Genomic DNA, 22,366 nt, shown 5'->3' on the forward strand with positions numbered 1-22,366 from the left:
AGAATGGAGGATTTAATTCTTAATGTATTGGATTGTCTTACAAGTTTTGGATATTTAGGCATTGCAATTGGTCTTATGCTTGAGGTTATTCCTAGTGAGATTGTACTTGGTTATGGTGGGTACATGATTGTGCTTGGAAAAATTGGCTTCATTGGAGCTATTATAGCTGGAGTGATAGGAGGAACGATTGCTCAACTTTTTTTATATTGGCTTGGTAGCATAGGTGGTAGACCTTTTCTTGAAAAGTATGGGAAATACTTACTGATTAATAAACACCATTTAGAATTATCAGAAGCATGGTTTGAAAAATACGGTTCAGGTGTTATTTTTGGAGCTAGGTTTATTCCAGTTGTGAGACATGCAATTAGTATACCAGCGGGAATATCAAAGATGTCCTTATGGAAATTTACATTTTACACAGTAGCAGCTATGATTCCCTGGACAATTTTCTTTCTGTATTTAGGAATGGAGTTGGGAAATAACTGGATGTATATTAAAGAAACAGCACAACCATATTTTCTTCCGCTAACATGTTTTTCTATATTATTGGCAGTTGTATATTACCTTGTAAAAAAATTCAAAAATCCTCATAGCAATTAAAAGTTATCCAACTGGATAGCTTTTTTAGTTGTTAAAGTATTGCTTTTTTTAAAATAGCGGAATATAATAATTCATGCAATCAGTTAAATATTATTCAAGTTAAGTATTATGTAGTGATAAGAGTAATCACTGCTTTTTATTTTCTTAAATACTTAATCTAGTTAAATATTAATTAATTATAATAAATTGAGGTGTAAATATGGAGCACTTAAGTCATAAGGAAAAAGTTACAATTATGATCGCCATTATTGGTGCAATGTTCTTTGCTGCAGTTAACCAAACGATAGTGGGAAATGCGTTGCCGAAGATTATTGCTGATTTAGGTGGATTGGATTACTATAGTTGGGTGTTTACCATTTATATGCTAACTTCAGCGATTACGACGATTTTAGTTGGGAAATTATCCGACATATATGGACGTAAGCCGTTTATTCTAACAGGTATTTTTATTTTTATGATTGGTGCATTCTTATCAGGATTATCTAAGGATATCATTCAGTTGATTATTTATCGAGGAATCCAAGGATTTGGTGCAGGTATGATTATGTCAACAGCCTTTACAGCTGTAGGAGACTTGTTTGCACCCCGTGAAAGAGGTCGCTGGCAGGGGGCAATGGGTGCTGTATTTGGAATTTCAAGTGTATTCGGTCCGACTTTAGGTGGCTACATTGTTGATAATCTTGAGTGGAAATGGGTTTTCTGGGTGTTCCTACCATTAGGGATTCTAGCGGCTATTCTTATCTGGAGGTTGTTTCCTAAAATGGAGAAAAAGGAAGGGGAATCCGTTGATTATCTTGGTTCGATTTTTCTAACTGGGACAATTGTTCCCGCTTTATTGGCTTTCTCATGGGCAGGAACAAAATATGATTGGAATTCCTCACAAATTATTGGTTTATTTGCAGGAGCAATTGTGTCTTTCGTTATCTTTGTTTTAGTGGAGAAAAAAGCAAAAAGTCCAATTTTACCTCTATATTTGTTTAAAAACAGTATTTTTACGATTTCAAATGTGATTGGATTTGCAATTGGTGTTGCGATGTTTGGAGGAGTTATGTATATCCCATACTTTGTGCAGGGGGTATTAGGATTTACTGCAACTCACTCAAGCTTTATAACAATGACCATGACGTTAGGTTTAGTGTTTGCAAGTAGTGTTGGAGGACAAATCATTTCTAAGACAGGGAAATACAAACTTCAAGCAATTATTGGCCTAATTGTAACAACTGTAGGGATTTTCTTGTTCACAACAATGGACGCTGAAACATCACAATGGACGTTAATTTCTTATCTTGTTTTAGTAGGAATAGGCATTGGTGTAGGAATGACAGTGTTTACTTTAACTGTTCAAAATGCTGTAGAGCAGAAATTTTTAGGAGTTGCAACAGCAACATCACAATTATTCCGTTCAATTGGTGGTACTGTTGGGGTTGCTTTAATGGGAACAGTTTTAAATCAACGTATGAGCGATAATATGGCTGAATCGTTAAAAGGGGTTCAACAGCAAGCTGCTTCTGTTCCTCCGGAAATGCAGGAAAACTTACAAGCATTGCAAAATCCACAGCTACTATTAGATCATGAAAAGCTATCACAAATTCAGCAAAGTATGCCGGCTGAAATGGTTAGTTTATTTGAGAAGTTCGTTACTATGCTTCAAGACTCATTAAGCTTTGCTCTGTCCGGTGTGTTCATGACGGCAACAATAGTCATGATTGCTGCTGTAGTTCTTACTTTCTTCTTAAAAGAAATTCCTTTAAGAAGCTCAAGTGCACAGAATACAGAGCAGCAGAAAGAAGTTCAAGCAAAACAATCATTTACAAAGCAACCTGTATAAAGAGAGGATATCCTCTCTTTTTTAATTACATAAAGAAAAGTATTAGTGGAAGAATGGTAGTGATTGAAAGAATGGAGGTGAATACGAATGGATCAAAAAGAACAAGAATTTTATGATAATGAAGTATTTGCTCAAGCTCAAGTTGTTCAGCATCCTAAGGAAAAAAATCATACGGCTTTAGTTCTAGATCAATCATTTCATCTGTTGTCGGGTAGTGATTTAGCAGCTGATGATTCTGTGAATGAATAATAAAAAACCAAAGGCTCAAATGATAATCATTTGAGCCTTTATTTTAGTGAAAGTGGTATAATTTTACATTATAGAGAGAATTCAATTTGGGAGAGGATCGTATGATTAGAGCTGTATTGTTTGACTTAGATGGTACAATGTTAAACCGTGATTTATCGCTTCAAAAGTTTATTGAGGATCAGTACATACGCCTAAATGTAAAGCATATACCAATCGACCAATACATTAATCGTTTTATAGAACTAGATCAACATGGATATGTATGGAAAGATAAAGTGTATGCTCAATTAATTGAAGAGTTAAAAATAAAGGATCTAACAGCCTCTCAATTACTTCAGGATTACCTTGCGTTTTTCCCAAGACATTGTACCCCATTTGATAATCTAAAAAAGATGTTAGTCACAATAAAGCAACAAAATATTAAACTTGGGATAATTTCAAATGGATTTGGTCAATTTCAGATGGACAATATCAAAGCGTTAAAAATTGATCATTATTTTGATACTATACTGATCTCTGAATACGAGGGAATAAAAAAGCCAGATCGCGAGATTTTTATGAGAGGGTTATCTAAGTTGGGAGTATCTCCAAAGGAAAGTATCTTTGTAGGGGATCATCCAGTAAATGATATTGAAGCTGCAAAAAAAGCGGGGATGAAAACCATCTGGAAGCAAAATACTCATTTTAGCCATGCTCCTGCTGCTGATTATTGTGTTACGGATTTATTTGAGATCATTGATATCATTGAGAGAGAAAGGTAGAGTAGGTAAAGAGGTATAAAGTTTGTTGCACACCTTCTTCAAGTCCCTTCATAAAAAAATACCGACAAAACAGGCTGTCCCATTGAATGGGGCAGCCTATGAATATTAATTAATTTTTTTTAATTGTTTTTTTAGGATATTTGGCTTGTTAAGTCCTCTTTCGGTAATCTCTTTTTCTAGCAACTTAATAAAATCTGGACTTAAATGTAATTCACTAGCTTCCTGAAAACTATTTAATAAAGTTTTATCTGATAGTTTTGTAAACCTCATAATATCATCCTTTACTTTATCGCTCTCTATTTATTTACCACATAGAGTACATAGTTAAACGACTTTATGTAAAAAGATGTAGAAATTTTGTTTAAGGTTTTTATAAGATATGTGATAAGTAAAGCTGTAATGAGGTAGAAAACAGTTAAATAAACGTTTGTTTAAATTTTATACCTTGGTCATTACAGGTCATCAAAGCCGTTATCAACATGATTTACCTTCGTATATTGTCTTGATTTTTGTTCGAAGAAATCTGATTTTCCAAGATCTACTTCTTCATATGCTTTGATCCACTTTAAAGGGTTTGAGCGATATCCCTCAAATGGGCGATCATATCCCAACTGATTGCAACGGACATTTGCATAAAATTTAATATAGTCCTCAACATCTTGAATATTAATTCCATCCATTTTGTTGCCTATAATAAAACGTCCCCATTCAATTTCTAGCTCAGTAGCAGTAATGAATGTTTCTTTGACAAACGACGCAAGCTCTTCGGTATCATACTCAGGGTATTGTTTTAATACTTCTTTAAAAATTTGAACAAATAAATCAACATGAATTTGCTCATCACGGTTTATGTAGTTAATCATCGTGCTAGTTGCTACCATTTTTTGATTTCTTGCTAAATTATAAAAGAAGGCAAATCCTGAGTAGAAGAATAGACCTTCTAATATCACGTCATAAACAATTGATTTTAAAAGGTGCTCAACTGTTGGCTGTTCAGCAAATGATTGATATCCGTTTGTGACAAACTCATTACGCTTTCTTAATATAGGTTCATTTCGCCAATATTCAAAAACTTCATCTTGTTTTTGTTTAGATACTAAGCTAGATAATACATAAGAATACGAATGATTATGAATAACTTCCTGTTGTGCCAGCATGATCATTAAAGCATTAATACTAGAATCAGTAATATAATCAGATACTTTCCCCGCATAATCCGTTTGAATACTATCTAAAAGGGCAAGAAGACCAATAATTTTTAAAAATGCATCCTGCTCATCATTTGTTAAGTTTGGATATTGTTTAATATCTTGAGCCATATTGATCTCAAATGGCGTCCAGAAATTTGCAAGCATTTTTTTATAACGAGGATATGCCCAAGGAAACGCAACATCATCCCAGTTTAAAACATTTGAGCTTTCTCCGTTAATAATAGCTGTTGAGCGATTGGGAGCATTTGCATCCATAATTTTGCGTTTTGATAATGTGGTGTTTTGCATACTATTACTCCTTTATTTGAAAAAAGTTTATAGAGCGTCTCAAAACATAAGACGCTCCTCTTGTTAACTAGCGCATGAGTCACATTCTTCAATTGTGCTGGAAGTTGAACGTAAGTAATACGTAGTTTTTAATCCTTCTCTCCATGCTGTTATGTGTAAATCAAGTAAATCCTTAGCTTTTATCGTGTTTTGTACATATATGTTAAAGGAAATGGATTGATCAATATGATGCTGTCTAGCAGCATTTTGTTTGATGCTCCATTTTTGATCGATAAAATAGGCTGATTTATAATACCAAGTTGTTTCAGAATTCAAGTCTGGAACAGTAACCGGAATCTTATAATCTTTCTTTTCTTCTGAGTAAACCTTTTGGAATATTGGGTCAATACTCGCTGTGCTGCCTGCAATAATTGAAGTTGATGCATTAGGCGCAACTGCCATTAAATAGCTGTTACGTATACCATAACTTTGAATATCTTTCTTGAGAGTATCCCAATCTAAATCACTATCACTTGTGGAATAGCCTCTTTTATCGAAATAGGAGCCAGTTTCCCAGTCAGAGCCTTTAAATACAGGATAAGCACCTTTTTCTTTTGAAAGCTCCATGCTAGCTTGAATCGTTAGATAAGAAATTCTTTCATATAGCTTGTCCGCGTAGGAAACAGCTTCCTCGTTTTCCCATTTTAATTGCTTAAGAGCAAGAAGATGATGCCATCCGAATGTTCCTAAACCGATTGCTCTATATTTTTCATTTGTTAATCTAGCTTGAAGAACAGGAATGGTATTAAGATCAATAACATTGTCCAGCATTCTTACTTGGATTGGAATAAGTGTTTCTAAAACATCATCTGTTACAGCTTTTGCAAGGTTAATAGAGGAGAGGTTACATACAACAAAATCACCTGGTGTTTTTACTGTAATGATTTTTCCATCCTCAGTGAATTGCTCTTCAACTGTTGTAGGACTTTGATTTTGTGTGATTTCTGTGCACAAATTGCTGCAATAAATCATTCCCTGGTGTGAGTTGGCATTCTTGCGGTTTACCTCATCTCGATAGAACATATATGGCGTACCAGCTTCTAACTGACTGATCATAATTCGCTTCATAATATCAATCGCAGGGACCTTTTCCTTAGATAACTGTTCATTTTGAACACATTCCCAATAGTGTTCTCTGAAGCTTCCTTGACCTTTTTGTTCATCAAAATAATCTTCGATGCTAAAGCCCATTACTTTACGAACTTCATGTGGATCAAATAAGTACCAATCACCACGTGCTTCAACCTGCTCCATAAATACATCAGGAATACACACACCAGTAAATAAGTCATGTGTCCGCATTCTTTCATCACCATTGTTCAGCTTCGAATCAAGAAATGAAAAGATATCTTTATGCCACACATCTAAGTAAACAGCGATGGCCCCTTTACGTTGACCTAATTGGTCAACGCTAACAGCAGTGTTGTTAAGCTGCTTCATCCATGGAATAACACCAGATGACACGCCTTTGAATCCACGGATATCACTACCACGACTTCGAATTTTCCCAAGATATGCACCAACACCTCCACCAGATTTTGAAAGATTGGCAATATCAGTGTTGCTATCAAAAATTCCTTGTAAACTATCATCGATTGTATCAATAAAACAACTCGATAATTGACCAACAGGTTTTCCTGCATTTGATAAAGTGGGTGTTGCAACGGTCATGTAAAGGTTGCTCATTGCCCAATACGCTTGTCTTACAAGCTCAAGACGATGATCTTTGTTTTCATTTGCCATTAATGTCATGGCGATCATGACAAAACGCTCTTGAGGCAGTTCATATGTTTGTTTACTAAAATCACGTGTTAAATAACGATCTGCTAATGTTCTTAGTCCAATATATGTAAAGAGGTTGTCATTTTCCGGCTTAATAAAGGAACCAATTTGTGAAAGTTCACTTTGAGAATATTGTTCAAGAAGCCTAGAGCTGTAAAGTCCCTTTGAGACGAGAGTGTTCACTAAATCATAAAAATCTCCATATTTTTGCTTTTTGTCATACCCTCTGTTTTCTGCAGCTTCTTTATACAATTTTGATAAGTAGATTTGCGCACAAAAATATGTCCATTCCGGCTCTTGTTCATTTATATTTGATAATCCTTCTAGAATGAGTAAATTAGTAAGTTGATCTGTAGTATAAGACTCTCTTTGTACGATCGTGTTTTGGATTCGTGTTAAGTAGTCATCTATATGTAGAGAAGGGAAGTTTTGATGAATGCTTTCAATGTATGAAGTTAATTTAGATATGTCAAATGCTTCCTGATCGTTTTTGTTGTTATAAATAATAGGGGATGTTGCGATGCTCATAAATATTCCTCCATCTGTTGAATTAGTAACTCAAGGAGAGAGAGATAAAACGACAGAGGAGTGTTCAAGGCAAAAAGAGCTTGAATGATCAGCTATCGTCTCACCTTCTCAGTCCCCGAAGAAATTGAAACTTCCACAAGATGTAGGTAGGTCTCCTGACTTATGCTCGTCCTACTATGAGTCCTTCCCATACCTAATATGTACAGTGGATTTCTCAATTCGTCACATTTACAGTTGCGGGGACAGTTCTGGAATTGCACCAGATTCCCTTTTCAGCCTTAATTGGCACCTGAATCTCGTAAAATACAATATATAGTTTTGTGTTTTGGTTAATAAATCAATATATAGTTATAATTAGATATATTTCCATGATATAGCACATATACAAAATAATCAACCAATTGTTTTCGTTTGTCGAAAATTATCTAGATTGATAGAAACTTGTAAAGAAAAGAGGCTGTCAAAATAAATGACAGCCCCTTTCTTTATACACGTTTACTTAAAAATCCATATAAAACTGTAAAAATAGGTGATAGGTATAAAAAGAACGCAAATGGTAAAAACGCTAAAACGGGTACACCAAGTGTTTGAGCGAAGAAAGCCCCGCTAACTCCCCATGGAATTAAGGGATTAAGTAATGTTCCGGCATCTTCAAGTGTTCGTGATAAATATTTGCGATCTAGCTTGATTTTATCGTAAAGACCTTTAAACGATTGACCTGGGATAAGAATTGATAAGTATTGTTCACCTGTTAATAGGTTTACGCCAAACGATGAAGCGGCAGTTGATAAAATAAGCTGTCCCTTTGACTGTATACGTTCAATTAATCCATTTAATAGTGTAGGGATAATGCTTAATGTATGAAGTAACCCACCGAAGGCAAAGGCAATTAAGATAAGTGAGATGGACCACATCATTGATTGTAGGCCGCCCCGGTTTAACATATTACTAACCTGTTCATTTTCTATAGAATAAGAAGTTCCATTTTGTAAAACTGCAAGAAATTCATTCAGCATTAATCCTTGAAAAACGATGGCTGTTATTCCTGCTGTTATAATTCCAATCACTAAAGATGGGATAACCGCGACTCTTTTTATAGCCAGAATAATGACTATAAGAGGTGAAAACAATGTGATGATGCTAATGTTAACTTGAGATTCTATAATAGAAATCATGTTTTTCATGTCATCTACTGACGTAAAGTCAATAGGTGTGATTCGACCTAAAATAAAAAAGATCACGGCAGCAATTAAAATGCTTGGTAAAGTAGTGAATGTCATATGTCTAATATGAGTAAACAAATCTACAGATGAAACACCAGAAGCGAAGTTTGTTGTATCGGACATTGGAGACATTTTATCACCAAAGCATGCTCCAGAAATAATTGCCCCAGCAACCCATTCAATTGGTAAGCCTGCTGCCATACCTGCTCCCATTAAAGCAACACCAATTGTGCTAACTGTTGTAAAAGAGCTTCCTACTAAACTTGAAATGACCATACATGAAAAAAGGGAGGTCATTAATAAGTATTCTGGATTAATGACAGTTAAAGCATAAACCATAACTGTTGGAATTGTCCCGCTACTCATCCAAGCACCAATTAATACACCTATAAGTGCCAATATAATAATAGGTTGAATTCCATTTTGAATTCCTTGGACAATACCTGTCTCTAATTCTTTCCATTTGAATTTATTAAGTAAGCCAATGATTGAGATTAGAACTAAACAAATAAGTAAGGCAATATGTGGTTCTGTTTTTAATACAAATAAACTGGCAAATATCGTTGCTAATACTAGTAACAAGATTAGTAACGATTGTTGAAAAGTAAAGGTTTTTATTTGATCATTCATGGTATGCTCCTTTATAGCTTGAACGCTTTTGTGCTTTTTCGTACAAAAGTATTATACCAATCTAGTTTTTTCTGTCAATCGAAAATAGAGAATGATTAATATATAAAGATATTATGTGTTTTATTTTATTGATATACTATTCTTTTTTTGAAAATTGAAGTGCATAAAAAAGACCAATGAAATTCCATTGGTCTTAAACAAAACTTTATATTGTTCTAGCCATTACTTTTAGATTTTCGGAAGTTTCAGCAATTGAATTAATGTTGTTAGAAACATCGTTAATAACATTTGTGAAATTCATTAAATCTGTTTTAGATTGTTCGCTTTGTTGTTTGTTTTTATTCATGATTTCAAGAATGTTATCAAAGAATGAGTTCATGTCATTCATTTGGTCAGTTCCTTTAGTTGTTAGCTCGGCAACATGATTAATAGAACCGGAAATACTATCAATTTGGTTATGAATATTTGTGATTAAGCTTGATACACCTTGAACTGAATTTTTTGTTTCTTCAGCAAGCTTACGAACTTCACTCGCAACAACGGCGAAACCTTTGCCATATTCACCGGCACGTGCTGATTCAATAGCAGCATTTAGAGCCAGTAAATTCGTTTGTTCTGCAATAGCGGTTACAATTGAAACGACTTGATTAATTTTTTCAGACGTTTGTTCTAGCGATTTCATTTGTTGTAGAATTTCAACTGTACTTTTCTCGATAGAAGACATAAGGTCATTTTGTTTTTCTAGGTCATTTTTTCCGTTGTGTGCTTGTCCTTCTGCAGTTGAAGCTGCTTCATAGCGGTCTGCTGAATAAGAAGCAATTTCTTGTGATTGAGCAAGAATTTCCTGAATAAATGCATTTGTATTTTCACTTGCCTCAGCAAGCTGGGTTGCAAGTTGATTTACTTCAGCACGTATTTGCTCCTTGGCAGCTTCTGCTTCATCCCGCACTTTGGCATATTCGTTATCATATGCTTCTAAAACAATTTGCTGCTCTAAATTAAAGAGTTTACTAATACTTTGAACAACGGTAATGATTTCTTGCTTTGAATTAAAATGAGGCTCCACTGTATCAATGATTGAATTAAGTAGTTGCTGAAAAGCAGCCATATACCATTTTGCTTCAAGACCGATCTTAACGTGAATATGAGCAATTCTTCTCATTCGTTTTACATCTTCATCATCAAGATTACCGTTAAACATTTTCAAAATATGTGTTTTTAAAGTTTGCTGTAAGCGATCTACTGAGCTATGTTCATTAATAATACCCATAAGACCACTATCTGCTTCAAATGAAGAGTAGAATGCGCGTACGATTTTCTCAATATTATTTTCAATATATGGTTGTATTGATAAAGCTGTTGACAAATCATCTTTTGTTAGGCCAATCATGCCAATCTGCTTTTTTAATTCAGCTTCTGTTATATTTAAAGCAACTGTCGCTAAGTGTTGATTCTTAAGGCTGTCACTTAGTGCCGATGTTGTTGTTTTTTTCTCTTTTTTAAACAAAATTCCCATCAAACCATTCCCCATTTCAAAATATATACTTATTAGGTATATCGGCATGATTAAGGTAAATATGAAGTGATTTGACAGAAATTTAAAAATTAAAATAGTGGAAGAGTATCTCTTCCACTAATGTGTATGATTATTTAGCTATTAATACTGGGATGGAAGCACGTTGTGATACTTTTTCACTAACGCTTCCAAAGATTAATTTTTTTAGGCCGCTCATGTCTCGACTACCAACGACAATTAAATCTCCATTGTTTTCTTTTGCATAAGTAACAATTCCTTCAGAAGGTTCACCATATGAAACGGCAACGTCTGCTTGTACATGATGACGATCTAAAATTTGCTTTGCTTCATTTTCTAATGCCATTATTTGCTTACTATTTTTTTCATTTAAGACCGTTTCTCTATCACTACTGTGTTCCTGAGGAATTGGGACAACAGGAATATTCCCTACTCCGCCAACAGGGTACGAGTGTACAGGTGATAACAATGGAGTGCTAGCTTGATCAACACCTTCTGTAAACAAGTTCTCTTTATGAATATAAATAACAGAAAGGTTGGAGTCCATTTTCTTACTCATACGAATTCCTAATTCTAGTGCTTCTTTACTATCATCTGTTCCATCAAAAGCAACAACTACATGTTTTAATGAATTCAACTCAATCATCCTTTCTTATTTGTTCTTTACCCTATTTCTATATATCTAATCAAGCTTTATCTGTTAAAAAATTAAATTAAGTAAAAAGCCAATAACGACAATGGCTCCAACAATCATAAACAATGTTCTAATCATAGTGACATCCTCCATTCCGTAAAATTAAAGTTTCACTTTCATCGCTGGTTGAATGATACGCTGACTTTTCTGTGCAGTATTTGTAGAACATATTTCTTTAAAGTCATTTCCTTTTAAGTGAGGATAAGGTCCATCAATCGCTATATTTATTTCTTGTCCATTTTTAATCATTAATAAATAAGTGAGTAAAGCTGGAAGATTTGCTGTATTGATTACATGTTTGTTTTTAGTAACTAAGTAGATTTTTCCTTCATATGATTTCGCCAGTTGAGTGATCTTCATAACCTGATCAATACGAATTTGTTCTTCGACTTTTAATCTAAAAGTAATTAATTTATTCATATGAATTCCTCCATAGAAAGAATGTGTTGGTTATTTTACGGATACATACCTCCATAATTAAATTTAGAAACCTAACAACATAAAAATCCTACTATAGTCCTTATTGGAATCTGCTGTTGCTGGATGGTAAAAAAACAATGAAAAAAGCCATGGAAATCATTCATCTTTATTGGGAAAAACGGTATATTATAGGTAGTGGAAGAGAAAGGAAGTTGGGGATGGAAAAAGTAAAATACATAAGCATGCTTTCTGCAGTCTTCACACAGATCGCGGGTATTATCTTTTTATTTATAAACATAACGATCGCAGTTGGACTATTTTTAGCTTATTTTATTTCATTGATTGTTTTAGTCGTTGCGTTTATAAAAATAAGACTAGATGAAAAAAAGGAGGATGACAAAAATGATTATGGTGACTACTGAAACTGTACCAGGTAAGGAAACAAAGGAATATAAGGGCTTTGTGAGGGGAAGTACTGTTCAATCTAAGCACATTGGAAAAGATTTAATGGCGGGACTAAAAACCATTGTCGGTGGAGAACTTAAGGAGTACACAGAAATGATGGAAGAAGCCCGACAAAAAGCAATCGGTCGTATGGTTGATGATGCAAAAGCAAAAGGCGCTAACGCGATTGTTTGTATGAGGTTAGAATCTTCTGCTGTGATGCAAAATGCTTCAGAAATAATTGCATATGGTACAGCTGTAACAATAGAAGAGTAGAGTGATGATCATGGATAATAACCCCAGTTGCATAGTGACTGGGGTTTATTGTATTTGTTTAGGATTATAGCGTATTTATGTTAACTACCTGGTGAAAAGTTGAGTAGAGCATAATTGTGTCTCGATAGTGGGGGGATCGGGACAAAGGAGGGTGTATGCATGGCGAATGTGTCTCGATAGTGGGAGAATCGGGACAGAGGAAGTTGTGTGCATGGCGAATGTGTCTCGATAGTGGGGGAATCGAGACAGAGCAAGGGTGTGGGGTGGTGATTGTGTCCCGATAGCGAGAGAATCGGGACAATGGAAGTTGTGTGCATGGCGAATGTGTCTCGATAGTGGGAGAATCGGGACAGAGGAAGTTGTGCGCATGGCGAATGTGTCTCGATAGTGGGGGAATCGAGACAGAGCAAGGGTGTGGGGTGGTGATTGTGTCCCGATAGCGAGAGAATCGGGACAATGGAAGTTGTGTGCATGGCGAATGTGTCTCGATAGTGGGAGAATCGGGACAGAGGAAGGTGTGCGCATGGCGAATGTGTCTCGATAGTGGGAGAATCGGGACAGAGGAAGGTGTGTGCATGGCGAATGTGTCTCGATAGTGGGGGAATCGAGACAGAGCAAGGGTGTGGGGTGGTGATTGTGTCCCGATAGCGAGAGAATCGGGACAATGGAAGTTGTGTGCATGGCGAATGTGTCTCGATAGTGGGAGAATCGGGACAGAGGAAGTTGTGTGCATGATGAATGTGTCTCGATAGTGGGGGAATCGAGACAGAGCAAGGGTGTGGGTTGGTGATTGTGTCTCGATAGTGGGGGAATCGGGACAGAGTAAGGGTGTGGGTTGGTGATTGTGTCCCGATAGCGGGAGAATCGGGACAAAGGAAATTCTGTGCATGGCGAATGTGTCCCAATAGTGGGAGAATCGGGACAGAGCAACTTGTGTGCATGGCGAATGTGTCCCGATAGCGAGAGAATCGGGACAGAGGAAGTTGTGTGCATGTCGAATGTGTCTCGATAGTGGGAGAATCGGGACAATGGAAGGTGTGTGCATGTCGATTGTGTCTCGATAGTGGGAGAATCGGGACAGAGTAAGGTGTGCGCATGGCGAATGTGTCTCGATAGTGGGAGAATCGGGACAGAGGAAGTTGTGTGCATGGCGAATGTGTCTCGATAGTGGGAGAATCGGGACAGAGGAAGTTGTGTACATGTCGATTGTGTCTCGATAGTGAGAGAATCGGGACAGAGGAAGTTGTGTGCATGTCGATTGTGTCCCGATAGCGAGAGAATCGGGACAATGGAAGTTGTGTGCATGACGAATGTGTCCCGATAGCGAGAGAATCGGGACAGAGCAACTTGTGTGCATGACGAATGTGTCCCGATAGTGAGAGAATCGGGACAAGGCAAAGTGTGTGCATGACGAATGTGTCCCGATAACGAGAAAATCTGTACAAGGATAGCAAATCGTGCCTCAATAAAACAAAGAAGCTAGTTTCCTCCATGTACAGCATCACAAATTCTCACTAATAACCTAAATTGCTTAGTCTAAAAACCTTATTAAATTACAACAAATTTTCTGGAAAAGCTAATTTTAATCACTAATAACAAATACCTACCCGTTTATAAACAAACTCCTCTTTAAACAGTTGATCATATGCAAAATGAGCAGTATCTTCAACAGATATTTCTTTTCCGTCTAGTGGTAGAAAATCAGCGGAGTAACGATATTGTTTTGTTAATTCTCCATCAGGAAGGTAAGTTGGACAAATGATTGTCCATTTTAAAGGGCTGCTTTTTAACATATTAAATGCAGCTAAATGCTCTTCTGCTGCTCTTGTAGTTCTACGGCGTGATTCAGTTGATTGAAAACGAAAAAGCTCCGGTTGTAGACGTGATTGCAAAATTCCTGCAGTGCCAATTGTGATGATTCGTGTAATGTTGTTAGCTACCATTGCTTCAATCATATTTGGAGTGGCAAGAGAAAGAGTTTGTTGACCATCAGTGTTCAATGCGCTCACAACTGCGTCACTGTCGCTTATAGCTAGCTCTACATCTTTAAAGGTAGTTGCATCACCTTTTATGATCCTTAAATTAGGGGAGGTGATTATTTTTTCAGGAGATCGGACAAGAGCTGTTACAGAATAACCATCTGATAAAAGAAAATTTAATATTTCCTTTCCAACACGGCCAGTTGCGCCAAATAAGGTAATCTTCTTCATATTTTCACCTCTTTCCATTTGTTAATACTATACCGAACTTTTTATATTTAGGAAAATATCCTGTATACATTAAAAAAAATAAAAAGCTGACATACTAAATGTCAGCTCGATTAAAGCTTCTTTTTTGCTTGTTCCCAATAGTGAATTTGGGGAAATCGTATATGAACAATATATTCATGAAATAAAGTGTATCCAACAAATCCAACTTGTTTCCAATCAATCGCATCAAACATGGTCTCAACTCCTTTTTGTATATTTCAGGAGAGTTTAATGTGTGAAAAGTCTACGAAAGATGATGTTTATATACTATATGGTTTTAATGACTTGTTTGATACATACAAAAGAAAGAGGCCGGCACGAATGTGCCGACCTCTTAGCCAATTATATGAAATTGTTATTGTTGAGTATAACCGCTCATAGATTGCTGAGCCATTGATACTAAACGCTTAGTGATTTCTCCACCTACAGAACCGTTAGCACGTGAAGTAGTTTCTCCACCAAGGTTAACACCGAATTCAGAAGCGATCTCATATTTCATTTGATCGATAGCTTGAGCTGCTCCTGGTACTACTAGTTGATTAGACGAATTGCTGTTGTTTGAACTTTGTGACATTTCTATTCATCTCCTCATAATAGTTTTATGGTTGGGTTAGTTGGAGTTGCACCAACGTATGAAGAAAGCTTGTCCTTCATAGCCTTGCTCGGCGTAACCCATTAATTTAAGTTGATGTGTTGTTTGTGTTTGTTTGTTGTTACTAAGTATTATGGATCTTTTTTTTGATTATATACATTTTTTTTTGAGAAATTTTCAGTAGATGTTTTTGCTAAATGATTCGAACTGAAAGTTTCTTGGTTGATTGTTTAGTATTATGAGCGGCTTTCATTGAAAGTATGCAAAAATATAAAAAAGAATTTTAAAAAGTTATAAATCTAACTGAAAGAACCTACATAAAAGCTTCTTTGTTGAGAGATTCTAGACATATGAGATTGATAAAGGAAATTTGAAATGATGCATTTGTGTCCTTTATGTAATGGACTTGAGGAAAGGATCATACAATGTCCAAATTGTAAAACAGTTATGGAAGATAAGGGGAAGGTAACGGATTATTTTGATGATTATAGCGCATATATGGATATTGATATGATGAAGATGTATGACGGGCAATTAACATCTCTTGAAGATCATTTGTGTTTGCATTATTTTTATTGTCATAGTTGTCAGCATCAAGAAACAAATATTATTCAGGAATAGAAAACGAGAGGGAGCCAGCGGTCCCTCTCGTTTTTTATTTAGATATTATTTTTCGCCAGCAGGACGAATACGTACTTCTGATTCTGTATCAAAGAAGTGAGCTTTGTTCATGTCTAATGCTAAGTCAAGTGATTGACCTGGCTTCACATCTGTACGAGAGTCAACACGTGCTACGAAAGATTGACCATCGATTTCAGAATAAAGCATTGTTTCAGCACCCATTAACTCAGCTACTTCAATTTTAGCTGTGATTTTAGTTCCTTGAGATGATTCGATGAATACAGGCTCATCATGGATTTCTTCTGGACGTACACCCATTAGAATTTCTTTGTTTACATAGCCTTGCTCACGAAGGTATTTCATTTTACCTTCTGGTACAGCTACTGATGTAGTACCGAAAGAGAATTTACCATCAGTAAGAGTTCCTTTAAAGAAGTTCATTGCAGGTGATCCGATGAATCCGCCAACAAATGCATTTTCAGGCTTGTCATAAACTTCTTTAGGTGAACCTACTTGTTGGATGATACCATCTTTTAATACAACAAGACGAGTAGCCATTGTCATCGCTTCAGTTTGGTCATGTGTTACATAGATTGTTGTTGTTTGTAAGCGTTGGTGTAATTTTGTGATTTCAGCACGCATTGCTACACGAAGCTTAGCATCAAGGTTTGATAACGGCTCATCCATTAAGAATACCTTTGCATCACGAACGATCGCACGACCTAATGCAACACGCTGACGCTGACCACCAGATAACGCTTTTGGTTTACGTTGTAGGTATTGTTCAAGACCTAGGATTTTCGCAGCTTCAGTTACACGACGCTCGATTTCATCTTTAGGTAACTTACGAAGCTTTAAACCGAATGCCATGTTATCATATACGTTCATATGTGGATATAAAGCGTAGTTTTGGAATACCATTGCGATGTCACGATCTTTTGGTGCAACATCATTCATACGTTTTCCATCAATGAAGAAATCACCTTTTGAAATCTCTTCTAATCCTGCAACCATACGAAGTGTAGTAGATTTACCACAACCAGATGGACCAACGAATACGATAAACTCTTTATCTTGAATGTGAAGATTGAAATCTTCTACAGCAGTTACTTTATTATCATAAATTTTATAAATATTGTTTAATTGTAATTCAGCCATTACTAATTCCTCCCTTAATTTGAAAGCGTTTTAACTTGGTTTCATTGTAAGGGATTTCAGTTTAAGAAGTAAACGTACAAGTTGCACGAAAATAGGAAGGGGCTTTTGTGCAACTTGTAAACGTTATCTTAATTTTCATGCTGAGCTAAAATAATGGCAAGAAAAATAAAGGCTGCATTTGAAAAAATGCGAATGTCCAACCCGGTTTTTTCAAGTAGTTTTTCCAAGCGATATTGCAGACTGTTACGGTGAATAAATAGCCTTTTAGCGGTTGAAGAAGCATTTAAATTTGAATGGAAAAACGCCTCAATTGTGTGGAGGAGCTCTTTATCTTCTATGATTTCTAAGAAATGATTTGATAATATTTCTTTTTTTAACATAGAAGGGGCTCTCAAGATAAAGATAGGTAACACATCATAAAAGCTAAGCACTTTTTCTTTGTTACTGGAACGATGTATGCTTTGAAAGCAGGCGTGTTCAAGTGAAAATTTTTCTTTTAGAGAATGATCGTTTTTTTGCAATTGGCCTATGTAAATAAACGGTTCTACATAAAAATCAGTTGTAAGTGTATCACTTAAGTCCTTTAGTGAATCAATCTCTAATATGTGGTTAGGCTTTTCCTCGATCATAATTCCATGTGAAAGACTTAACCAGATAACAAGATCTGTGTTCATAATTCCTTTAACGGCTTCTTCGAAATTTTGTTTATCATCAATTGGCTGCTTAAGGAAAAAATAATAAAAGCGTAAAGAAGTAGTATGATCACTAGAAAGTGGGGATTCGCGATGTTCATGATCACTGAATAGAAAATCATACCATTTCCGCTGATTGATTGTATATTGATCTTCATCAATAACTTTTATTGATTGAAAGAGTGAGGATAATAAGTTTATTTCTTCAGAACTTAATTCGGATTTTAAAATTCCAAAAGGTTTACCAAGATCTGTCTGAAACCATTCGAAATTTGTATCATGACGATTATAGTTTGTTGTTAGCGCCTCTCCATAGTGCTTCTGTAAATTTTCTAACATACAAGGGCTCCTTCTTGGTCTTGATCTATGTTGATTTTTTTCTGTAAAATCAATCTTATATAAAATAAATGGTAAAAGATTACACCTTTATAAACAAGTAAAAGGATTTGAAATATATCATACTGTTTTAGAGCAAATAAAAAAAGCTGCAAGTAGCAGCTTTTAATCATCAATGGTATTTGGTGGCTCTTCTTCAACAAGTTTTCTTGCTTCTTCAATATTTGTTGAATCCTCTCTCATATGAACAGATCCACCTGATAAGCCTTCATTGATCATTCGATCAATATCGAGATAGGCTTTATCTTTTCCTTCATAATTAATGTCCTGTTTAACAGCTTCATCTTTATCTCTCATACAAGTACCAGCCTCCTTGTACACTATTTTGTGTCCAAGAGGAACTGATCATTCATTCTTACTCATAAACGTGAAATAGCATTAATTCATGGATTTGTGTTTGTAACTTTGTTTCATCTTCTTTGAGAGGTGTCACAGATCCCCATTCAATTTGTCCATTTTTATGGTAAATCCCATCATAATGTGAACCTCTAAAATAAAATGAAATACGCCAGCCAGGTAACTTTGCTTGTTTGAACAATGGTTTGTATTGAAAATGTGTAATCAAGCTTATCGCTCCCTTCCTAACCATTATAGAAATAATACGGCGAAAATGGGAAAATTCCTTCTACCTATTTATGGTATTTTTCTAATTCAATAAATAATTGTACTAGCTCAGTGATCCGTTGCTTTTGAATCTCTTGCTCATCAAAAATCATTGGTTTTGAATTCACTTCAAAAAGATAAGGCCAGCCTTCTGGAGTTAGACCGATGTCCAACGAAAATTCACCAACAAAGCCAAATTCTTTTGTTATAAGTGTCCCAACTTTGTTTGCGAGCCAGTTGATTTGTTTGATTGAGCATCGCTCCCTAACCTTTTCAAATGGAATGATTTCGCCACCATTTGGGACATGTGTTATAATCGAGTTTTTTGAAGCCTTCCGTACACCGATTCCTACAGGTTTGTATTCATTGTCTCGATATAAACAAATAACGCGTAAATCATATTTACAGTCTTCGATCTTATCCGTCATAATTTCTTCTTGAAGAAGGTATTTTTCTTTATGTAAATGGCTGCTAACCCATGTCCTAAAGTTTTCTTCATTGTATGTAAAGGTGGTTGTATTTGATTGGACCGTGTAATGATCTTCTTTTCGTGACAGCTGATAAATGCCAGATCCTTTATGGCCATCTTGGGGTTTAGCATAAAGAGAGTAATGAGAATTAAGAAGGTCGGATATATGTACTATATCAGTATGTAGCCATGTTTTTGGTATATAAGATTGCATTTCTCTATCCTGAGAAAGAGCAAAGTACGTTTCCCATTTGTTGAAAAAACCATAGTTGAAAAAAGGTTTTCTTTGCTGTTCATATAACTTTTTTAGGCTACAACCTCGTCTGAAATTTCTTCACTTCGAGACGAGATTTTATTATAAATGATATCAGGAATAGGGAAAGAAATCTTTCCCCATTTCTTCCCTTCAAAAAAATAAACATAGCCAGTAACACCATTTTCTTCAACATCATCTGTTGTAAAGACAAAGGATAACCCACCGAATTTAGAAAGTTCACTTTGAATATTTTTAAAAACTGTAGCATTACCACGGAAAATATGGTTTTTGCCACCTTTGCTTGCTAGAATTCCTACAAGAGGAACATAATCAGCTTTCTTCATGAACTAATTCCTCTGGATGAAATATTGCTTTTTTCGATAAGTAAACACCATATTGAAGGGATGCTTTTCTTGTTGTAAGGTCAGCGTCTTTAAGCTCAGGATGTGAAAAGATGGATCTTCCAGGCTTTGAATTGGCCTCAAACATCCAAACTCGACCGTCTTGATCTACCCCAAAATCAAAACCAATTTCTCCGATAAAGCCTTTAATATGCTGATCAATTTTTTTACTTAGTGTAATAGCTGCCTCGGTTAAGTTATGAAATGTTTTCATTCTCTCCTGAGGGTCATCATAAATTTCTTCAAGTGTTTTAACAACTCCACCATTATTTAAATGGGTAGTTACACTGCCACGACCAGCAACCTTTGCAGCTAGTGCGGTAACCTTCCAGCTCCCGTAATCATCTTTATTTGTATGAATTCGAAAATCAATTGCTTTACCATCAAATCGAATAAGCTTAATTCCTTGCTGTGCAAGATAACTTGATAGAAGTCTGTCTTTAAAAGAAGCTTTTAAGAAGCTTTCAAGAGATGGATATCTTCTAAGTCTGTTAATATCTTTATCATCTCGGTAACGTGAATAATATGTATTCTCTTCACGTGAATACATAAGCTGAAACACTCCTAATCCTAAGCTTCCATTTGCAGGCTTTAGATAAATGCTTTGATACGATGAAAGCATTTCTTCCATCCTACTTATAGAAGGGTCGTGAATGGTTTCAGGTAAGTAATGTGAAGCCTCAGTATCTTGGATAAGAAGCTGATGAATGGACCATTTATTAAAAAAGCCTGGATTATACCATGGAATTGTATATTCTTCTGTTAACCGTTTTTTTACAAGTTTAAGTGCTTGATGGTTTTCAATTCTTCTATTTGGTAGTCGGTCATAAACAGCATTAGGAAAAGGAAAGGTTCCTCTTTTCCAACCGTTTTTTCCATATGTGTAACCTTCAATTGTGCCTTCTTCCCAGTTTATATGATGAGCACCAAACACAAAGGAATAGATGCCGAGTGACTGATCAATGGATAAAAACTTAGCAAAGAAAAGAGAACGCTCACCAATTGGGCGTAATGAGGACTCTGTAAAGCCTGCAGTAAAGATGCCAACCAAAGGACCTAGGTGTAATGTATAGTCATGAATGATAAGGTGAGTCTTTCCTAAGGCAGGAAGCAGCAGCTGTTCTGATAATTCTTTTGGTATCACAATGTTATCTATAAGTGTCTCATCATACAAAACATCACATGGTAGGGTAATCGTACCGAAAGAAACGAATCCAATCTTACCGAAATGTTGTGCAGTTATAGGTAAAGAAATGGTTAATTTCTCTGTATCTTTTATTTGAATGGAATAGATTTTATTCATTGACTTCAGCTCCTTTGTTATTTCTTTGGTTCATTAAATAATGACAATATGCTAATGGAGACTCATAGAGAATATCTTTTAAATGTGGCTTTGTTTCAACAAAGGTTTTTCGACCCGGCTTTGAATTAATATCAAGTATCCATGTGGATCCATCCTGTGCATAACCTATATCAATTCCTATTTCAAACAATCTATTAAACTTCATATCAAGCAACTTAGGTAAATGGGTAATGATCGTAGAAAGCTCATCTTCAAGTAAAAATTTTTGTTTCATTGTTAAAGACTTTGACCATTCTTCATATGTGATCGGAGCACCACCACTGTTTAAGTTTGATAAAAACGATCCTTGATACCCTTTCCGTACCCCTTTTTCTACAAGAATCCACTCTCCATTTCGATTCTTTTGGAGAAGTAAGCGAATATCGAACGGATAACCTTCCTGATCTGTAAGGGAAAGAATAGGTTGAAGAAGATAGCTTTGCTGCTTTAGAAGTCTTTCACACCAATCGGAAAATTGCTGTAATGAATGAAATGATTGTTTCTTTTTATCGTGACCCTTATGATAAGTGATGTTTACTTCATTTGAAGTTTGCCTAACAGCAATAATTCCATTTCCTCTAGATCCAGATATAGGTTTTAAAATGCAACTAGAATTAGTTCTGATGTGTTTTATAATTTGAGCTGATGTTGTTAGTTTTTCGGTTTCAGGTAAGTAGGAATTGATGAGCTCACTAGCTTTTAAGGCTGAATAAATCTGCCATTTATCAGGCAATCCAAACCCTAAAAATGTAGTTGAAGGGTTTTGCTTTAACCATTCAACAATTGGCTTGCTTTTTTTGGATGCTTGTTGATTGTTATAAAAGCAGCGGTCATAAATAAAAGTAGGAATTGAAAAGGAAGCACTCTTCCATGTTTGAGTTATTGAATCATATTTTTCACCGTTAATGGTTAAAGTAGAAGGATCAATGGAGGTAGGTTCAAAACGAACGCACTCGATATTAAATGAAGCACTTCGTTTGGCAATTTCTGTTGCATATCCATTTTCATGATGTAAATGTACAGCTAAAAAACCTAATGTAATTTGGTGCAATTTAAGTCACTTCCTTTTCGTTTCCTTTC

The 22,366-nt window shown here is 35.6% G+C and carries 24 protein-coding genes, 1 pseudogene and 1 riboswitch; of the genes and pseudogenes, 7 read left to right on the top strand and 18 right to left on the bottom strand.

The window, feature by feature from the left end:
- Positions 1-3 precede the first annotated feature (3 nt).
- From uptA to MVE64_RS17205, 4 genes are all read left to right on the top strand, one after another.
- Positions 4-600, top strand: a complete 597-nt coding sequence (gene uptA / locus MVE64_RS17190) for an undecaprenyl phosphate transporter UptA (protein ID WP_247339769.1) — start codon at positions 4-6, stop codon at positions 598-600.
- Between the two features lie 199 nt (positions 601-799).
- The gene (locus tag MVE64_RS17195) at positions 800-2,428 is read left to right on the top strand and encodes an MDR family MFS transporter (RefSeq protein WP_247339771.1); all 1,629 of its coding nucleotides are present in this window, start codon (positions 800-802) and stop codon (positions 2,426-2,428) included.
- 87 nt (positions 2,429-2,515) lie between these two features.
- The gene (locus MVE64_RS17200) at positions 2,516-2,677 is read left to right on the top strand and encodes a transcriptional regulator SplA domain-containing protein (protein WP_247339775.1); all 162 of its coding nucleotides are present in this window, start codon (positions 2,516-2,518) and stop codon (positions 2,675-2,677) included.
- A 101-nt stretch (positions 2,678-2,778) separates the two neighbouring features.
- Entirely contained in the window at positions 2,779-3,438 is a 660-nt protein-coding gene (locus MVE64_RS17205) for an HAD family hydrolase (RefSeq protein ID WP_247339776.1), read from the top strand.
- A 105-nt stretch (positions 3,439-3,543) separates the two neighbouring features.
- On the opposite strand, the gene sda is transcribed toward MVE64_RS17205, so the two are convergent.
- From sda to MVE64_RS17240, 7 genes are all read right to left on the bottom strand, one after another.
- Complete coding sequence (sda, locus tag MVE64_RS17210; protein ID WP_247339777.1) at positions 3,544-3,708, bottom strand: sporulation histidine kinase inhibitor Sda; 165 nt, start codon at positions 3,706-3,708, stop codon at positions 3,544-3,546.
- Between the two features lie 182 nt (positions 3,709-3,890).
- The gene (locus MVE64_RS17215) at positions 3,891-4,937 is read right to left on the bottom strand and encodes a ribonucleotide-diphosphate reductase subunit beta (protein ID WP_247339781.1); all 1,047 of its coding nucleotides are present in this window, start codon (positions 4,935-4,937) and stop codon (positions 3,891-3,893) included.
- A 63-nt stretch (positions 4,938-5,000) separates the two neighbouring features.
- On the bottom strand, positions 5,001-7,286 hold the full coding sequence (locus MVE64_RS17220; protein ID WP_247339782.1) for a ribonucleoside-diphosphate reductase subunit alpha: 2,286 nt from the start codon (positions 7,284-7,286) through the stop codon (positions 5,001-5,003).
- Positions 7,287-7,414: 128 nt separating this feature from the next.
- Positions 7,415-7,594, bottom strand: a riboswitch (cobalamin riboswitch).
- 177 nt (positions 7,595-7,771) lie between these two features.
- Positions 7,772-9,139 (bottom strand): Na+/H+ antiporter NhaC, encoded by a 1,368-nt coding sequence (nhaC, locus tag MVE64_RS17225; RefSeq protein WP_247339784.1) that lies wholly within the window; start codon positions 9,137-9,139, stop codon positions 7,772-7,774.
- 205 nt (positions 9,140-9,344) lie between these two features.
- A complete protein-coding gene (locus MVE64_RS17230) occupies positions 9,345-10,655 on the bottom strand; it encodes a globin-coupled sensor protein (RefSeq protein ID WP_247339785.1) in 1,311 nt (436 codons plus the stop codon).
- A gap of 130 nt (positions 10,656-10,785) precedes the next feature.
- A complete protein-coding gene (locus MVE64_RS17235; RefSeq protein WP_247339787.1) occupies positions 10,786-11,310 on the bottom strand; it encodes a universal stress protein in 525 nt (174 codons plus the stop codon).
- A gap of 159 nt (positions 11,311-11,469) precedes the next feature.
- A complete protein-coding gene (locus tag MVE64_RS17240) occupies positions 11,470-11,787 on the bottom strand; it encodes a hypothetical protein (RefSeq protein ID WP_247339789.1) in 318 nt (105 codons plus the stop codon).
- Positions 11,788-11,924: 137 nt separating this feature from the next.
- On the opposite strand from MVE64_RS17240, the gene MVE64_RS17245 reads away from it, so the two are divergent.
- On the top strand, positions 11,925-12,209 hold the full coding sequence (locus tag MVE64_RS17245; RefSeq protein ID WP_247339791.1) for a hypothetical protein: 285 nt from the start codon (positions 11,925-11,927) through the stop codon (positions 12,207-12,209).
- Positions 12,190-12,507: a YbjQ family protein gene (locus tag MVE64_RS17250; RefSeq protein ID WP_247339792.1), complete on the top strand. Its 318-nt coding sequence runs from the start codon at positions 12,190-12,192 to the stop codon at positions 12,505-12,507. Before MVE64_RS17245 ends, MVE64_RS17250 begins: the two co-directional genes overlap by 20 nt.
- 1,589 nt (positions 12,508-14,096) lie before the next feature.
- On the opposite strand, the gene MVE64_RS17255 is transcribed toward MVE64_RS17250, so the two are convergent.
- The 3 genes from MVE64_RS17255 to MVE64_RS17260 form a co-directional block, all read right to left on the bottom strand.
- On the bottom strand, positions 14,097-14,717 hold the full coding sequence (locus tag MVE64_RS17255) for an NAD(P)-dependent oxidoreductase (RefSeq protein WP_247339794.1): 621 nt from the start codon (positions 14,715-14,717) through the stop codon (positions 14,097-14,099).
- A 110-nt stretch (positions 14,718-14,827) separates the two neighbouring features.
- A complete protein-coding gene (locus MVE64_RS27430) occupies positions 14,828-14,950 on the bottom strand; it encodes a hypothetical protein (protein ID WP_255301523.1) in 123 nt (40 codons plus the stop codon).
- Between the two features lie 161 nt (positions 14,951-15,111).
- On the bottom strand, positions 15,112-15,330 hold the full coding sequence (locus tag MVE64_RS17260; RefSeq protein ID WP_121664600.1) for an alpha/beta-type small acid-soluble spore protein: 219 nt from the start codon (positions 15,328-15,330) through the stop codon (positions 15,112-15,114).
- A 396-nt stretch (positions 15,331-15,726) separates the two neighbouring features.
- Between MVE64_RS17260 and MVE64_RS17265 the strand changes: the two genes are divergently transcribed.
- The gene (locus MVE64_RS17265) at positions 15,727-15,969 is read left to right on the top strand and encodes a hypothetical protein (RefSeq protein ID WP_247347126.1); all 243 of its coding nucleotides are present in this window, start codon (positions 15,727-15,729) and stop codon (positions 15,967-15,969) included.
- Positions 15,970-16,014: 45 nt separating this feature from the next.
- On the opposite strand, the gene MVE64_RS17270 is transcribed toward MVE64_RS17265, so the two are convergent.
- The 8 genes and pseudogenes from MVE64_RS17270 to MVE64_RS17305 form a co-directional block, all read right to left on the bottom strand.
- Positions 16,015-17,127 carry an ABC transporter ATP-binding protein gene (locus MVE64_RS17270; protein WP_247339795.1) on the bottom strand — a complete coding sequence of 371 codons (1,113 nt, stop codon included), beginning with the start codon at positions 17,125-17,127 and terminating at the stop codon, positions 16,015-16,017.
- Positions 17,128-17,255: 128 nt separating this feature from the next.
- Positions 17,256-18,158 carry a PucR family transcriptional regulator gene (locus MVE64_RS17275; RefSeq protein ID WP_247339797.1) on the bottom strand — a complete coding sequence of 301 codons (903 nt, stop codon included), beginning with the start codon at positions 18,156-18,158 and terminating at the stop codon, positions 17,256-17,258.
- Positions 18,159-18,320: 162 nt separating this feature from the next.
- Complete coding sequence (locus MVE64_RS17280) at positions 18,321-18,512, bottom strand: hypothetical protein (protein WP_247339798.1); 192 nt, start codon at positions 18,510-18,512, stop codon at positions 18,321-18,323.
- Between the two features lie 58 nt (positions 18,513-18,570).
- On the bottom strand, positions 18,571-18,780 hold the full coding sequence (locus MVE64_RS17285) for a YheE family protein (protein WP_121664604.1): 210 nt from the start codon (positions 18,778-18,780) through the stop codon (positions 18,571-18,573).
- Between the two features lie 64 nt (positions 18,781-18,844).
- A pseudogene (locus tag MVE64_RS17290) lies at positions 18,845-19,558 on the bottom strand (YheC/YheD family protein); the annotation flags it as partial.
- Between the two features lie 35 nt (positions 19,559-19,593).
- On the bottom strand, positions 19,594-19,887 hold the full coding sequence (locus MVE64_RS17295; protein ID WP_247339801.1) for a hypothetical protein: 294 nt from the start codon (positions 19,885-19,887) through the stop codon (positions 19,594-19,596).
- The gene (locus MVE64_RS17300; protein WP_247339803.1) at positions 19,874-21,247 is read right to left on the bottom strand and encodes a YheC/YheD family endospore coat-associated protein; all 1,374 of its coding nucleotides are present in this window, start codon (positions 21,245-21,247) and stop codon (positions 19,874-19,876) included. The genes MVE64_RS17295 and MVE64_RS17300 overlap by 14 nt, the downstream gene beginning before the upstream one ends.
- On the bottom strand, positions 21,240-22,337 hold the full coding sequence (locus MVE64_RS17305) for a YheC/YheD family endospore coat-associated protein (RefSeq protein ID WP_247339816.1): 1,098 nt from the start codon (positions 22,335-22,337) through the stop codon (positions 21,240-21,242). The genes MVE64_RS17300 and MVE64_RS17305 overlap by 8 nt, the downstream gene beginning before the upstream one ends.
- Positions 22,338-22,366 lie beyond the last annotated feature (29 nt).

The organism is Metabacillus endolithicus (assembly GCF_023078335.1).
Classification (GTDB): Bacteria; Bacillota; Bacilli; order Bacillales; family Bacillaceae; genus Metabacillus; species Metabacillus endolithicus.

What these genes read in the sequence shown, in the direction of transcription:
- MVE64_RS17200 (WP_247339775.1), top strand. Translation starts at nt 2,516, where the DNA reads ATGGATCAAAAAGAACAAGAATTTTATGATAATGAAGTATTTGCTCAA.
- MVE64_RS17275 (WP_247339797.1), bottom strand. Translation starts at nt 18,158, where the DNA reads ATGTTAGAAAATTTACAGAAGCACTATGGAGAGGCGCTAACAACAAAC.
- MVE64_RS17240 (WP_247339789.1), bottom strand. Translation starts at nt 11,787, where the DNA reads ATGAATAAATTAATTACTTTTAGATTAAAAGTCGAAGAACAAATTCGT.
- MVE64_RS17265 (WP_247347126.1), top strand. Translation starts at nt 15,727, where the DNA reads ATGCATTTGTGTCCTTTATGTAATGGACTTGAGGAAAGGATCATACAA.
- uptA (WP_247339769.1), top strand. Translation starts at nt 4, where the DNA reads ATGGAGGATTTAATTCTTAATGTATTGGATTGTCTTACAAGTTTTGGA.
- MVE64_RS17255 (WP_247339794.1), bottom strand. Translation starts at nt 14,717, where the DNA reads ATGAAGAAGATTACCTTATTTGGCGCAACTGGCCGTGTTGGAAAGGAA.
- MVE64_RS17280 (WP_247339798.1), bottom strand. Translation starts at nt 18,512, where the DNA reads ATGAGAGATAAAGATGAAGCTGTTAAACAGGACATTAATTATGAAGGA.
- nhaC (WP_247339784.1), bottom strand. Translation starts at nt 9,139, where the DNA reads ATGAATGATCAAATAAAAACCTTTACTTTTCAACAATCGTTACTAATC.
- MVE64_RS17260 (WP_121664600.1), bottom strand. Translation starts at nt 15,330, where the DNA reads ATGTCACAAAGTTCAAACAACAGCAATTCGTCTAATCAACTAGTAGTA.
- MVE64_RS17295 (WP_247339801.1), bottom strand. Translation starts at nt 19,887, where the DNA reads ATGAAGAAAGCTGATTATGTTCCTCTTGTAGGAATTCTAGCAAGCAAA.
- MVE64_RS17245 (WP_247339791.1), top strand. Translation starts at nt 11,925, where the DNA reads ATGAAAAAAGCCATGGAAATCATTCATCTTTATTGGGAAAAACGGTAT.
- MVE64_RS17300 (WP_247339803.1), bottom strand. Translation starts at nt 21,247, where the DNA reads ATGAATAAAATCTATTCCATTCAAATAAAAGATACAGAGAAATTAACC.
- sda (WP_247339777.1), bottom strand. Translation starts at nt 3,708, where the DNA reads ATGAGGTTTACAAAACTATCAGATAAAACTTTATTAAATAGTTTTCAG.
- MVE64_RS17270 (WP_247339795.1), bottom strand. Translation starts at nt 17,127, where the DNA reads ATGGCTGAATTACAATTAAACAATATTTATAAAATTTATGATAATAAA.
- MVE64_RS17250 (WP_247339792.1), top strand. Translation starts at nt 12,190, where the DNA reads ATGATTATGGTGACTACTGAAACTGTACCAGGTAAGGAAACAAAGGAA.
- MVE64_RS17215 (WP_247339781.1), bottom strand. Translation starts at nt 4,937, where the DNA reads ATGCAAAACACCACATTATCAAAACGCAAAATTATGGATGCAAATGCT.
- MVE64_RS17195 (WP_247339771.1), top strand. Translation starts at nt 800, where the DNA reads ATGGAGCACTTAAGTCATAAGGAAAAAGTTACAATTATGATCGCCATT.
- MVE64_RS17220 (WP_247339782.1), bottom strand. Translation starts at nt 7,286, where the DNA reads ATGAGCATCGCAACATCCCCTATTATTTATAACAACAAAAACGATCAG.
- MVE64_RS27430 (WP_255301523.1), bottom strand. Translation starts at nt 14,950, where the DNA reads ATGTTTGATGCGATTGATTGGAAACAAGTTGGATTTGTTGGATACACT.
- MVE64_RS17205 (WP_247339776.1), top strand. Translation starts at nt 2,779, where the DNA reads ATGATTAGAGCTGTATTGTTTGACTTAGATGGTACAATGTTAAACCGT.
- MVE64_RS17230 (WP_247339785.1), bottom strand. Translation starts at nt 10,655, where the DNA reads ATGGGAATTTTGTTTAAAAAAGAGAAAAAAACAACAACATCGGCACTA.